The 13,263-nt window shown below is 69.5% G+C and carries 13 protein-coding genes; 9 read left to right on the top strand and 4 right to left on the bottom strand.

The features are described 5' to 3' along the window. The first annotated feature begins 5 nt into the window (after positions 1-5). The 3 genes from IE302_RS32270 (at position 6) to IE302_RS32280 (ending at position 2,198) form a co-directional block, all read left to right on the top strand. Entirely contained in the window at positions 6-422 is a 417-nt protein-coding gene (locus IE302_RS32270) for a hypothetical protein (protein ID WP_191258240.1), read from the top strand. Positions 423-432: 10 nt separating this feature from the next. Beyond that, complete coding sequence (locus IE302_RS32275; RefSeq protein WP_191258241.1) at positions 433-1,647, top strand: hypothetical protein; 1,215 nt, start codon at positions 433-435, stop codon at positions 1,645-1,647. Positions 1,648-1,805: 158 nt separating this feature from the next. Beyond that, positions 1,806-2,198 carry a hypothetical protein gene (locus tag IE302_RS32280; protein WP_005158152.1) on the top strand — a complete coding sequence of 131 codons (393 nt, stop codon included), beginning with the start codon at positions 1,806-1,808 and terminating at the stop codon, positions 2,196-2,198. Positions 2,199-2,291: 93 nt separating this feature from the next. Here the strand turns inward: IE302_RS32280 and IE302_RS32285 are convergent, their stop codons facing one another. Then, positions 2,292-2,993, bottom strand: coding sequence for an IclR family transcriptional regulator (locus IE302_RS32285; protein WP_005158149.1), 702 nt, complete (start codon positions 2,991-2,993; stop codon positions 2,292-2,294). A 79-nt stretch (positions 2,994-3,072) separates the two neighbouring features. Here IE302_RS32285 and leuC point away from each other — a divergent pair, with 79 nt between their 5' ends. The 3 genes from leuC (at position 3,073) to IE302_RS32300 (ending at position 6,045) form a co-directional block, all read left to right on the top strand. Beyond that, entirely contained in the window at positions 3,073-4,491 is a 1,419-nt protein-coding gene (gene leuC, locus IE302_RS32290) for a 3-isopropylmalate dehydratase large subunit (RefSeq protein WP_191258242.1), read from the top strand. Positions 4,492-4,523: 32 nt separating this feature from the next. After that, positions 4,524-5,126 (top strand): 3-isopropylmalate dehydratase small subunit, encoded by a 603-nt coding sequence (leuD, locus tag IE302_RS32295; RefSeq protein WP_191258243.1) that lies wholly within the window; start codon positions 4,524-4,526, stop codon positions 5,124-5,126. A gap of 253 nt (positions 5,127-5,379) precedes the next feature. Further along, positions 5,380-6,045, top strand: a complete 666-nt coding sequence (locus IE302_RS32300) for an HU family DNA-binding protein (protein ID WP_191258244.1) — start codon at positions 5,380-5,382, stop codon at positions 6,043-6,045. A 653-nt stretch (positions 6,046-6,698) separates the two neighbouring features. On the opposite strand, the gene IE302_RS32305 is transcribed toward IE302_RS32300, so the two are convergent. Genes IE302_RS32305 through cofC form a run of 3 tightly spaced genes read right to left on the bottom strand, consistent with a single transcriptional unit; the run spans position 6,699 to position 10,634 of the window. Next, complete coding sequence (locus tag IE302_RS32305; protein ID WP_191258245.1) at positions 6,699-7,634, bottom strand: NUDIX hydrolase; 936 nt, start codon at positions 7,632-7,634, stop codon at positions 6,699-6,701. Beyond that, positions 7,631-9,949 carry an RNA degradosome polyphosphate kinase gene (locus IE302_RS32310; protein WP_191258246.1) on the bottom strand — a complete coding sequence of 773 codons (2,319 nt, stop codon included), beginning with the start codon at positions 9,947-9,949 and terminating at the stop codon, positions 7,631-7,633. Before IE302_RS32310 ends, IE302_RS32305 begins: the two co-directional genes overlap by 4 nt. A 58-nt stretch (positions 9,950-10,007) precedes the next feature. Further along, complete coding sequence (cofC, locus tag IE302_RS32315) at positions 10,008-10,634, bottom strand: 2-phospho-L-lactate guanylyltransferase (RefSeq protein WP_191258247.1); 627 nt, start codon at positions 10,632-10,634, stop codon at positions 10,008-10,010. A 57-nt stretch (positions 10,635-10,691) separates the two neighbouring features. On the opposite strand from cofC, the gene IE302_RS32320 reads away from it, so the two are divergent. The 3 genes from IE302_RS32320 to IE302_RS32330 all read left to right on the top strand — a co-directional run bounded on the left by IE302_RS32320 (position 10,692) and on the right by IE302_RS32330 (position 13,208). Continuing rightward, positions 10,692-11,435, top strand: a complete 744-nt coding sequence (locus IE302_RS32320; RefSeq protein ID WP_191258248.1) for a lysophospholipid acyltransferase family protein — start codon at positions 10,692-10,694, stop codon at positions 11,433-11,435. After that, the gene (locus IE302_RS32325; RefSeq protein ID WP_191258249.1) at positions 11,435-12,460 is read left to right on the top strand and encodes an NAD(P)H-dependent glycerol-3-phosphate dehydrogenase; all 1,026 of its coding nucleotides are present in this window, start codon (positions 11,435-11,437) and stop codon (positions 12,458-12,460) included. The genes IE302_RS32320 and IE302_RS32325 overlap by 1 nt, the downstream gene beginning before the upstream one ends. A 268-nt stretch (positions 12,461-12,728) precedes the next feature. Beyond that, positions 12,729-13,208, top strand: a complete 480-nt coding sequence (locus IE302_RS32330) for a cysteine dioxygenase (RefSeq protein ID WP_191258250.1) — start codon at positions 12,729-12,731, stop codon at positions 13,206-13,208. The last annotated feature ends 55 nt before the right edge of the window (positions 13,209-13,263 follow it).

The following is a 13,263-nucleotide window of genomic DNA, read 5'->3' on the forward strand; positions in this document are numbered from 1 at the left end:
GGCTCATGTCCGACGTTGTCGACGGCGATCCCAGTTCGATGTTCGCGTATTCGCAGCAGCTCAAGGCACCCCCGATACCGGGATCGGTGACCGCCGGTCTCACCACACCGCCGAATCTGTCCGGGATGGTCGAGAGCGCGCTCTTGTCGGTGCTGGACACGGCCGTCACCGCCGAGATCAACGCCTATCTGGGCGTGGTCACCGCGGACATGGTCACTTACGGCGCGAAGGTCAAGCAGGCGGCCGCGACCTATTCCCTCGCCGACATCACCAGCGCTCTCGACCTCGCCACCTCCGGGGTCAAGCTGGGGAACAAGGTCGTCGGCGTCGCCAAGAAGGTGGCCGGAGCCGCGGATTCGCGGTCCGGCACGACGGATCCCACCGAACCGGCCGCGGGCGACGTCTCGCAGCAGACGACCTAAGGAGCCTTTCTTGTTCCCCTACGGCGTGCTTCCGATGGAAGTCCTTGTCGGGTGCATCACGCAGACGCAGGCGTGCATCCCCGTCCTCACGGAGAAGTCGATGATGTGGAAGGAGGCGCGTGCCTGGGTCGAAGAGGCCAAGGTCGAATTGCAGACCCGCGCGAACAACCTGGCGCCGGACTGGACCGACGACGCCGGCCGGGCGTTCGCGGAGAAGACCAAGGTGTCACTGGCCGACCTGACGCTGTGGGGTCAGCGGATCGACGACTCCCAGGTGTCGGAGAAGCTGGCCTCGCTGGCGGCCGCCCTTCCGGGGGCGGAGACGACCGTGCTGGGTCTCGCCGCCGAGTACGAGGCCTGTGTGCTCACGCTCAACTTCCCGGCGGCGTTCGGCGTGCAGCAGCAGGCGGGCGCGTTCCTGAGCGGGCTGGGCAACCAGTTCGACATGACCATGCTCTCGATGTGCGCCGCGGCCGGGATCGCGAACCCGGCGGATCTCGTGCCCGGTTTCCCCCAGGTCACCGGTTCCGCCGCGGACGCGGTGAAAACGGCCGACGCGGCGGTGAACCTGCTCACCGAGGTCCAGAGCCTGACCGAATCGCTCGGTGTCGGCGGCGGGAGCACGTCCGGCTCGTCCGGCCTTCTCGACGGCTGGAACGGTTCGGAAGTGCCGTCGGCGTCGAATCCGGGCGGCACCTCGGCGGGCGGCGGGCCGACGCTGGCCGGGCTGGCGCCGAGCGCCTTGGCATCCGGCGGCCTCGCCCCGTCGGGCGGTCTGTCCGGTGGCGGCCTCCCCTCGACCGGGTTGGCTTCCTTGCCGCCGATGCCGATGAGAACGCTCGGCGCCGCCGGCGGGCTCGGCGGGATCCCGGCGGCGTCGCGAGCGGGTTCGGGAAAGCGCGTCACCGGTCCGGTCGCGGAGATCCCGCCGGGTGGCACGCTCGGTTCCGCCAAGGCCACCGGGGGCGGCATGATGCCGCCGGGGATGCCGCAGCACGCCGCGGGGGCGGCCGGCGGGACGGTGCGTCCTGGGGCGGCCGAGCATCCGCAAGAACGGTCCGGCGACGACCGGAGGCCCGCTTCGGGGACCGACGGTGTGATGGCGGCGCTGCGGGGCAGGGCCGTCGAGGCCGACGGAAACGGCTTCACCATGCCGGGTCACCGAAGGGTGGCCGAGTCGGACACGGGATCGCTGCAACTGCTGGAGGACGACACCTGGCGGTAGCCGAAGGGCGCTTTCCCCGCATGTCACGTGGTGAAAGCGCCCTTCGCCGCTTGAGACGCGGGGAAAGTCCCCTTCAGCCCCCGGCCCACGGGCTGAACCCGCCCCGGATATGCCATGCTCGACAGCGCACGAAGTGGCGAAACCGAGAGGTGACGAGGGTGTCCATCTGGGCAGGCGTGATCAATTTCGTCCGGGCGCGGTACGAAGTGCTCGAAGAGCGTGACGGCTGGCTCCGGTTCCGGGTCGACACCGGGGAGGGCCGCGGTCAGCAGGTGTCCTTGCACCACTTGCCCGACCACGACGGCGCGGAATGGGTGGAGATCTCCTCTCCGGTCGGCTGGGCCGACAAGATCGACCTGCGCCGCCTGCTCGAACTGGCGGGCGGTGACTCGGTCGGCGGCGCGGCCGTGGTGGACGGCGTCGCACTGCTCAAGCACACGATCCCGCTGGTCGACCTGAACCTGCGGAACGAATTCGAACACCCGCTGAAGTCCCTCGTCACGCGTGCCGACACCCTCGAACACGAGCTGACCAAGGCCGACGAGTTCTGATCCGGAGGGTCCTTTCAGGACGGTCCCGGACACGATGAAGGCCCCCTGCGCCGCAGGGGGCCTTCACGCGTCTTGAGGCACGCGTCCAGAAGCTCAGAGACGCTCCTGCAGCGCGTCCGCGGCGGCGAGCAGGTCCGCGGCCCAGCGGGCCCCCGGTTTACGCCCTATGCGTTCGATGGGCCCGGAAACCGACACCGCGGCGACGACGGTGCCCGTCGAATCCCGTACCGGCGCCGAGACGCTCGCCACACCGGGCTCCCGTTCCGCCACGCTCTGGGCCCAGCCGCGGCGGCGGACCTCCAGCAGGGTGCGCTCCCCGTACACGGCTTCGGAAAGGATCGTGCGCTGCGTGTGCGGATCCGACCACGCTGCGAGCACCTTCGCCCCGGAACCCGCCGTCATCGGCAGCCGGGAACCGATCGGCACCGTGTCCCGCAGGCCGCTGGGCGGTTCCGCGGTCGAAACACAGACGCGCTGGACGCCGTCGCGACGGTAGAGCTGAACGCTTTCCCCGGTGATGTCGCGCAATTTCGGCAGCACCGAGCTCGCCGCGTCGAGCAGCGGATCGGTCGAACCGCCCGCCAGTTCCGCGAGCGCGGTCCCCGGCCGCCAGCGCCCGTCGGGGCCGCGGCGCAACAGGCGATGCACCTCGAGGCCGACCGCGAGCCGATGCGCCGTCGCGCGCGGCAAACCGGTCCGCGTGCACAGTTCCGCCAGGCCACAAGGATCTTCGGCCACGGCCTGAAGCACGGCCACGGCCTTGTCGAGTACTCCGATACCGCTATGCTGTCCCACAAGCCGATACTATCTTCCCGAAGTTTGAGATGTCCAGATGGTGGGAAGTACCTATTTCACCGCATGTGAGGAGCCGGAAATGCCCCGGACACTGGCCGAGAAAGTGTGGGAGTCGCACCTGGTGCGGCGCGGCGAGGGGGCCGAGCCCGACCTGCTCTACATCGACCTCCACCTGCTGCACGAGGTCACCAGCCCGCAGGCGTTCGACGGACTCCGCCTGGCGGGCCGGAAACTGCGCCGCCCCGACCTCACCATCGCGACCGAGGACCACAACGTCCCGACGGTCGACATCGAGCTGCCGATCGCGGATCCCGTTTCCCGCACCCAGGTCGACACCCTTCGCGCCAACTGCAAGGAGTTCGGTGTCCGGCTGCACCCGATGGGCGACGCCGAACAGGGCATCGTGCACGTCATCGGCCCGCAGCTGGGCCTGACCCAGCCCGGGATGACCGTGGTGTGCGGTGACAGTCACACCTCGACGCACGGCGCTTTCGGCGCGATGGCCTTCGGGATCGGCACCTCCGAGGTCGAACACGTGATGGCCACCCAGACCCTGCCGCTCCGTCCATTCAAGACGATGGCGATCACGGTCGACGGCGCCCTGCGCCCCGGCGTCACGGCGAAGGACATCATCCTCGCGGTGATCGCGAAGATCGGCACCGGCGGCGGACAGGGCTACGTCCTCGAATACCGCGGTGAAGCCATCGAAAACCTGTCGATGGAAGCCCGGATGACCGTCTGCAACATGTCGATCGAAGCCGGCGCCCGCGCCGGGCTGATCGCCCCGGACGAGACGACGTTCGAGTACCTGAAGGGCCGTCCGCACGCGCCTCAGGGCGCGGACTGGGACGCCGCCGTCGAGAACTGGCGCGAACTCCGCACCGACGACGACGCTGTCTTCGACGCCGAGGTGCGCCTGAACGCCGACGAGCTCACGCCTTTCGTGACCTGGGGCACGAACCCGGGCCAGGGGCTCCCGCTGGGTGCCGAGGTGCCCGACCCCGAGCGCATCGGCGACGAGAACGAGCGCATCGCCGCTGAAAAGGCCCTGTCCTATATGGACCTGAAGCCGGGCACGCCGCTGCGGGAGATCGCGGTGGACACCGTCTTCCTCGGCTCGTGCACGAATGGCCGTATCGAGGATCTGAGGGCCGCTGCGGACGTCCTGCGCGGGCACAAGGTCGCGGGCTCGGTCCGGATGCTCGTCGTCCCCGGCTCGATGCGGGTCCGCCAGGCGGCGGAAGCCGAAGGGCTGGACCAGGTCTTCACCGAAGCCGGCGCGGAATGGCGTCAGGCGGGCTGCTCGATGTGCCTCGGCATGAACCCGGACCAGCTCAAGCCGGGCGAGCGGAGCGCGTCGACCTCGAACCGCAACTTCGAAGGCAGGCAGGGCAAGGGCGGCCGGACGCATCTGGTCTCACCACTCGTGGCGGCCGCCACGGCCGTGCGGGGAACCCTGTCCAGCCCCGAAGACCTGCTGCCCGCCGCCGCTCGCTGACATCGCTGACATCCGCGAAGGAGTTCCCAACCATGGACGCGTTCACCCACCACACCGGCGTCGGGGTCCCGCTGCGCAGGTCCAACGTGGACACTGACCAGATCATCCCGGCGGTCTACCTCAAGCGCGTGAGCCGCACCGGCTTCGAGGACGGGCTCTTCGCCGCCTGGCGCTCCGACGAGTCGTTCATCCTCAACCAAGAGCCCTTCAAGAGCGGGTCGGTCCTGGTCGCGGGCCCGGACTTCGGCACCGGTTCCTCCCGCGAGCACGCGGTCTGGGCCCTGATGGACTACGGCTTCCGCGCCGTGATCTCCTCCCGGTTCGCGGACATCTTCCGCGGTAACTCGGGCAAGCAGGGCTTGGTCGCCGCTCAGGTCGAGCAGGCGGACGTCGAACTGCTGTGGAAGCTGCTCGAAAACGAGCCTGGGACGGAGGTCACGGTGGACCTCGAGTCGAAGACGGTACGGGCCAAGGACTTCACCGCGCCCTTCCAGATCGACGACTACACCCGCTGGCGGCTCCTCGAAGGGCTCGACGACATCGCCCTGACACTCCGCCACGCGGAGGAGATCGACACTTTCGAGATCCAGCGCCCCTCCTGGAAGCCGCTGACCCTCCCCGCGGCCTCCTCCTAGGCCCGGCCGAAGGGGGCGGATTCCCTTGCTGAGCAGGGAATCCGCACCCCGGCGAGGGTCCTCCAAGACAGCCCCGAAACCACACCGAACGGCACCTCGAGAGGCCCTGAAGGGGTCCCTCGGGAGGCGGAACAGCCCCCGAGACAAGGGAAATTTCCGCGCGTCGTTTGGAATTTGTGCTGCATTGGTAATACCGTGTGCGCTAAGTCGGCCGACGGGGCCGTGTACAAGTAGTTCTTCTTGGAGGACTGGAATGGCCAACAAGGCCCAGCTGATCGAGGCGCTGTCGGAGCGCCTGGGCGACAAGAAGGTCGCGTCGGAGGCCGTCGATGGCCTTGTCGACATCATCATCCGGACGGTCAACAAGGGCGAGAAGGTGAACATCACCGGCTTCGGTGTGTTCGAGAAGCGCGCCCGCGCCGCCCGCACCGCGCGGAACCCGCGCACCGGTGAGACCGTTCGCGTCAAGAAGACCAACGTGCCCGCGTTCCGCGCCGGCACGACCTTCAAGGACGTCATCAGCGGTTCGAAGAAGCTGCCGAAGGCCACCGCTGTGAAGCGCGCGACCGCCGGCACCACCACTCGGGCCACCGCCACCCGCGCGACGACGACCCGGACGGCCGCCAGCCGCCCGGCCGCGACGCGTACCACGACCACGCGGACCCGCGCCGCCGCTGCCACGACGCGCACCGCCGCGAAGCCGGCCGCCAAGGCGACCGCGACCAAGGCTCCGGCCAAGGCGACCGCCGCCAAGGCGGCGCCGAAGACCGCGGCCAAGGCCACGACTCGCGCCACCACGGCCAAGAAGGCGACCGCCACCAAGGCCGCCGCGAAGCCGGCCGCCAAGGCGACCGCCGCCAAGGCTCCCGCGAAGAAGGCTCCGGCCAAGCGGACTTCGGCGGCCGCGAAGAAGAAGTAAGCTCCCTCTTCACGAGTGAGCCAACGGCAGGGCCCCGCGCACGGCGCGGGGCCCTGCCGCATTTTCGGTGGCAGTGCGCTCCGGCCGTCTCCTTGCCCCTCAACGCTCTTGAAGACCGTCTCCGGGGAACCACCGTCCCGGAACGGATCCACGGCGCTCTGAGGACGAATGCGCCACGCTTGTGGCGCCGCGACTCTTCGTAGATCCACGCGGGTGTCCGGCGGGCACCCGATCACTCCGATGGCGCATCGACGGCGTTCCGCCCGGCCCTCCCCAGCGGTCCTCCACAGTGGAGCGACGAGCGGCCGTGGCGGGCCGTCGCCGCTGGACAACGCCCCGCGCTCCCCGGTTCGGAGCGGTGGCGGAACTCACCGCGCTACGGATCCGCCTGCCCTGCAGGGACTTCGGACCGGGCTAGTCCCGCTTCCCCGCCACACGGCCGGAGTAGAGGGTCGTCACCCACGTGGGGGAGTCGCGCCGGGAAAATGGTGCGGACCCGACCGAAAGCGTTGTGAAAGCCACTTTCGCAACGTTCAACGTTGCGAAAGTGGCTTTCACAACGCCGCCATCCGGTAGGACCAGCCCGATGCGCGTGAAGGCCCCCTTCCCTCTGCTGAGCCGAGGGAAGGGGGCCTTCACGCGCGAAGAGATCGTCAGCGATGCGCCGGAGCCGGAGTGGGCAAAGGCGACGCGAAGTAGTCCGCGGCCACCAGCACCGGCCCGTCCTCTTCGGTCGGCGCCCGGAAGGACAGCACCCAGAACGAACCCTTCTTCGACGGCACCACGCCACCGCGCGCGGCGGGCAGGTCGACGCCGTCGCGATCGGCCAGCGCGGTGACGACGTCCGGGATCACGCCGCCCTGGCTGGAGATCACCGGCGTCCCGCCGTCACCGGCGATGGCCAGCAGCCGGGCGACACCGAGCACCGGGTCCGGCCAGTAGCCCTCTTCCGACAGCAGCGTTTCGTGCCGGACCTCGACCCCGAGATCGTCGGCGAGCCCGTTCACCGTCTGGACGCAACGCAGCCGCGGCGCCGAGAGCACCCTGTCCGGCGCGTAGTGCCGCAGCAGCGAACGCAGCGCTTCGGCCTGACGCTGACCCGCGTCCGACAGCGGCCGCAGATCGTCGTCACCGTTCCACTCGTCACGCTTGCCCGCCTTGGCGTGCCGCACCAGGATCACCGTGATCAGTTCGGGCGGCAGCGCGGAGAACTCGCGCAGCACCCGGACGTCCTCCGGTCGCGTCAGCAGTTTCTCCGCCGCCTCCGCGCCGAGCCAGCGCAGTTCGTCGACTTCGTCATTCGGAGCGAACGCACCGGAAACCGCGTGCGCGGAGAAGTAGTCGACGGTCTTCGGCGCTCCCGCCACGGTGTATTCGGTCCGGAGCAGATAGCGGCCGAGCACCGCGTCGAATCCGGTCTCCTCACCGATCTCCCGGACCGCGGCCCGCGCGATGGTCTCGCCCGGATCCAGCTTTCCCTTCGGCAGCGACCAATCGTCGTAGCGCGGCCGGTGGACCAGCGCGACCTCGATCCGGTCCCCGTCACGACGCCAGAGGACGGCACCCGCCGCCCGGATGACCCCGCTCATCCGGCGGCCCCGTGGCGCTTCGCCAGTTCGACCTGGTGATCGCGGACGTCGTCCCCGGAAGCGGGGAACGGGGTCCACTCACCGGTGGAGGTCAGCACCCAGCAACGGGTCGCCGGATGCAGCGCGGACTCGAAGATGTAGTCCAGCTGCGCCGTCAGTTTCGGATCCTTGACCCGCACCAGCGCCTCGATCCGGCGGTCCAGGTTGCGGTGCATCATGTCCGCGCTGCCGATCCAGTGCGTGCCGCCCGCGCGGAAGTTGAAGATGCGCGAGTGCTCCAGGAACCGGCCGAGGATCGAGCGCACGTGGATGTTCTCGCTCAGTCCTTCCACGCCCGGCTTCAGCGCGCAGATCCCGCGCACCACGATGTCGACCGGCACCCCGGCCTGCGAGGCGTGGTACAGCGCGTCGATCACCTGCTCGTCGACGAGCGAGTTGCACTTGATCCGGATCCCGGCGGTCTGGCCGGCGCGGGCGAGTTCGATCTCCTCGCCGATCGCGCGCACGATGCCGCGGCGGATCCCGTGCGGCGATGTGAGGATGTTGCGGTAGGTGTCCTGGCGGGAGTACCCGGTGAGCACGTTGAACAGATCCGTCAGGTCCGCGCCGATCGTCGGGTCGGCGGTCAGGATGCCGAGGTCTTCGTAGAGCCGCGCGGTCTTCGGGTTGTAGTTGCCGGTGCCGATGTGGCAGTACCGGCGGATGGTCGAACCCTCCTGGCGCACCACCATCGACACCTTGCAGTGCGTCTTCAGGCCGACGAGACCGTAGACCACGTGCACGCCCGCGCGTTCCAGCGTGCGGGCCCAGGTGATGTTGGCCTGCTCGTCGAACCGCGCCTTGATCTCGACCAGCGCGACGACCTGCTTGCCCGCCTCGGCCGCGTCGATCAGCGCGTCGACGATCGGGGAGTCACCGGACGTGCGGTACAGCGTCTGCTTGATCGCCAGCACCTTCGAGTCCGCGGCGGCCTGTTCGATGAACCGCTGGACGCTGGTGGAGAACGAGTCGTACGGATGGTGCACGAGGACGTCGCCCTCGCGCAGCGTCGCGAACACCGACTTCGGCGTCTCCCGCTCACCGAACGCCGGGTGCGTGGCGGGTACGAAAGGGCGGTCCTTGAGTTCCTTCCGGTCGACGCCGGAGAGCTGGTGCAGGCAGGTCAGGTCCAGCAGACCGGGGACCTCGACGACGTCGCGCGGGTCCACCTCCAGTTCGCGCAGCAGCAGTTCGAGCATGTGCTCGCTCATGTCCTGCGCCACTTCCAGCCGCACCGGCGGGCCGAACCGGCGCTGGGCCAGTTCGCGTTCCAGCGCCTGGAGAAGGTCCTCGTCCCGGTCCTCCTCGACCTCGAAGTCGGCGTTGCGGGTGACCCGGAAGGCGTGGTGCTCGGTGACCTCCATCCCGGTGAACAGCTCGCCGAGATGGGCGGCGATCAGTTCCTCCAGCGGGAGGAACGTCGCGGTGCGGCTCTCCCGGGGCTGCTGCTCGATCCGCATCAGGCGCGGCACGTTGCTCGGCACCTTGACGCGCGCGAACCGCTCGGTGCCACCCTCCGGATCGCGGACGGTGACGGCGAGGTTGAGCGAAAGGCCGGAGATGTAGGGGAACGGGTGCGCGGGATCCACGGCCAGCGGTGTGAGCACCGGGAAGATCTGCTCGCTGAAGTAGTTGGACAGCCGGAGCTGGTCGGCGCCGGTGAGGTCGTTCCAGCCGACGATGTGGATGTCTTCGTCGGCCAGCTGCGGCCGCAGGTGCAGCTCGAAGGCGTTCGTGTGCCGCTCGACCAGGTCCTGGTTGCGTTTGGCGATGTAGGCCAGCTGCTCGCGCGGGGTGAGCCCGTCCGCGCTGCGGACCGGGAGACCGGTCTCGTCGCGGCGCTTCAGCCCGGCGACCCGCACCATGTAGAACTCGTCCAAATTGGACGCGAAGATCGCCAGGAACTTGGCGCGTTCGAGCAGCGGCTGCGACTCGTCCTCGGCCAGCGCGAGCACGCGCGCGTTGAAGTCCTGCCACGACAGCTCACGGTTGAAGTACCGGTCATCGGGCAGGGTCTCGACGGCGGTGGGTGCCGACGTCACCGCCGGAGGCGCGGTGGGCAGCGCGCGGAACTCCTGCGCGGGACGGCTCGCCGAACCACCGCGGGTCGCGCGGATCGCCGCGCGGGGACTGCTGTTCGTCTTCGCCGCGGGACTGGCCTTCCTCGCCCGGACGGGCTTGGTCGCGCCGTTGTCCGGTTCCGGTTTCGCGGCGGAGGTCTTCCGCTTCCTTGCCGAGTTCGGGGTGCCGCCGTCATTTGTGCTCACGGGCTTCATTGTTCACCACTCGGGGCGATTATGTGCGCCGCGCGCGGGTCGGCAGGGTGAACTCTCGTCACATCACGACGCAGGGTGTTCCCAACAGGGTTGAACTGCGCTTTCCGACACCCAGGGTGCGGACGTGAGCGAGATCATCCGCGGTGTCCACGTCCGCGCGGAGTGATTCCGCGGCGATCGTGAGCGGGGTCGCACCGGACGCCGTGTGCGCCCGCGCGGAACCTTCGCCGAACCGGGGTTCGAGCGGCCTGGTGCCCGCGAGCAACAGGGTCGTGCCCGTTCCCTGCCGGTCCGCGACGAATGCCCGGCGTCCGGCGGCCTCGGCGAGGGCGGCGGTGAGATCTTCGGTGCGCAGCGCGGGCAGGTCGGCCTGGAGGGCGCCGACGAGACCGGACGGCCTGTCCCGGCGCAGCAGCTCCTCGCCGAACCGCAGTGCCGCGTTCAAGCCGCCCCGTGACGGCTCGGTGACGATCTCGGCGCCCAGCTCGGTGAGTTCCGCCACGGACGCCGGGTCGGCGGCGACCACCAGCACCCGCCGGATCCCGTCCGCCGAGGTCGCCGCGGACAGCGTGTCGTAGGCCAGCGCCAGCACCAGTTCGGCGTGCCGATCGGGCACCACCGCGCCGCGAAGCCGCGACTTGCCCTCGGCCGGGCGTTTCATCGGCACGATCAGGTCCACGTCCACATCTGCATTCTTACCCGACCCTCCCTGGACCGCGCTCGCGTGCGCGCGGCAGGATCAGTGGCCTGGGACGACACGTGTGACTTCGAGGAGGACGAATTGGCCCGGCGTGAGAAGGGCGGCATCTGGGTTGGCATCGCCGCCGCACTGTTCTACCCGGCGACGGCCATCGGCAAGCGGGTCTACCGCAACGCCGAGCGGATCCCCCGCGAAGGCGGCGCGCTGCTCCTGCTCAACCACGTGTCCCACATGGACCCGGCGGTCGACGCGGTGTTCGTGCACCGGCAGAAGCGGGTGCCGCGGTTCCTCGGCAAGGAGAGCCTGACCAGGACGCCGGTCTTCGGCAAGATCTTCGTCGGCGCGGGCCAGATCCCGGTCTCGCGCGGTTCGGCCGCCGCCGGGGACAGCCTCAAGGCCGCCCACCAGGCGTTGCGCGACGGCAAGATCGTCGTGATCTATCCGGAGGGGACGATCACCAAGGATCCCGACGGCTGGCCCAAGAAGCCGTTCACCGGCGCCGCGCGGCTCGCGCTGGAGGCCGACGTGCCGGTGATCCCGATCGCCCGCTGGGGCACGAACCACATCTTCAACGGCTACACGAAGAAGTTCACGCCGTTCCCGCGCAAGAAGATCACGCATCTGGTCGGCGAGCCGATGGACCTGTCGGCCTACCGGAACGGGTCCACCCGCAGCGCGTCCAAACTGCGCGAGGTCACCGAGCTGATGATGACCGAGATCACCGCCCTGCTCGCGGAGATCCGCCAGGAGGAACCGCCCGCGAAGAAGCCGGAGGACGACGCCTGATGGCCGGGACCGCCACCGAGGTCCAGCGCGTGACCGTGCTCGGCGCGGGATCGTGGGGGACGGCCTTCGCCAAGGTGCTCGGCGACGCCGGACGCGACGTGACGATCTGGGCCCGGCGGCCCGAGGTCGCGGCCGAGATCCGGGATTCGCATCGCAATTCATCCTATTTACCCGATATCGATCTGCCGGAGCGGATCACCGCGACCGCGGATCCGGCCGAGGCGCTCGACGGCGCGCAAGCCGTCGTCCTCGCGGTGCCGAGCCAGACGTTGCGGACCAATCTTTCCGAGTGGTCCGGTCTGCTGCCGTCCGACGCGATCCTGGTGAGCCTCGCGAAGGGCGTCGAACTGGGCACGCTCAAGCGGATGAGCGAGGTCATCGCCGAGATCGCGCGCGTGCCCGACGGGCAGATCGTGGTCGTGTCCGGGCCGAACCTGGCGAAGGAGATCGCGCTGGGGCAGCCGGCGGCGGCGGTGCTCGCCTGCACCGACCACGACAACGCCAAGGCGATCCAGCAGGCGAGTTTCAACCAGTACTTCCGGCCGTACACCAACACCGACGTCGTCGGCTGCGAGCTGGGCGGGGCGTGCAAGAACGTCATCGCGCTCAGCTGCGGGATGGCGGCGGGGCTGGGCTTCGGCACCAACACCGCGGCCACGCTGATCACCCGCGGGCTGGCGGAGATGGCCCGGCTCGGCGCGAAACTCGGGGCCGACCCGCTGACCTTCGCCGGGCTGGCCGGCGTCGGCGACCTGGTGGCGACGTGCTCGTCGCCGTTGTCGCGCAACCGGACCTTCGGCGAACGGCTCGGCCGGGGCGAGACGCTGGAGCAGGCGCTGGCGGCCACCGGCGGTCAGGTCGCCGAGGGCGTCAAGTCGTGCACGTCGATCCGGGAGCTCTCGCTGAGCCTCGGTGTCGACATGCCGATCACCGACGCGATGCACCGCGTGTGCCACGAAGGGGTCGACCCGCGGCGTGCCGGAGCCGAGCTGCTCGGACGGTCGCAGAAGCACGAGTGGTCCTGAGTCCGCGAGGAAGACCGCAGGATCGCGACAGACCGCGTCCGATTCGTGCTGCGAGCATGGTCGTCAGGTGCAGAACTCACGGTCCACGGTGTGAGATCGGTTGACCGCCGGGCTCCGCACTGGTTCGCTGAGGGCATGTTCGCACGTGGGATGACTGTGTCGCGGGGCCTCTCGGGTCTTGGTGCGGTCGCGTGCGCGTGTCGCTGTTGTCGGTGAACCTAGCCCCGGCCCAGCTCGACACCTTCTTTCTTTCTGCGAGGACTCCTTCATGTTCGCCGTCCCGGACAACACGCTCGTCATTCCCGAAAACCCCGCCCTGCGCCACCCGGTGCGCGTCGCGCTCGAGTTCGCCGCGGACCGTGACCGCTGGCGGCACCTGCTGCGCTACGACCCCGACGAGCGGTTCTCCGCCCTCGTCGACTCCGACGAACTCCAGGAGATCTGGCTGATGAGCTGGCTGCCCGGCCAGCACACCGACCTGCACGACCACGAGTTCGCCGCGGGCGCGTTCACCGTGGTCAGCGGGAAGCTGAGCGAGACCGTCGCCCGGCGCGCGTCCGACGGCCGGGCGGTGACGGAGCTGCATTCGCTGTCGGAGGGCCAGTCGCGCGTCTTCGGTCCCGGCTACATCCACGAGGTGCGCAACGACGGCCCGGACCCGGCGGTCAGCGTGCACGTCTACCGGCACCAGCCCCGCGCCATGCGCCCGTACCACCTCGACCCGATCACCGGTCCGATCCGGGACTGACCCCCTCTCGCGTTTCGTCCTCTGAATGCGTTCCTTGCGCGTGCAAGTACCGCAT

This window comes from Amycolatopsis oliviviridis (assembly GCF_014654365.1).
GTDB classification, from domain to species: domain Bacteria; phylum Actinomycetota; class Actinomycetes; order Mycobacteriales; family Pseudonocardiaceae; genus Amycolatopsis; species Amycolatopsis oliviviridis.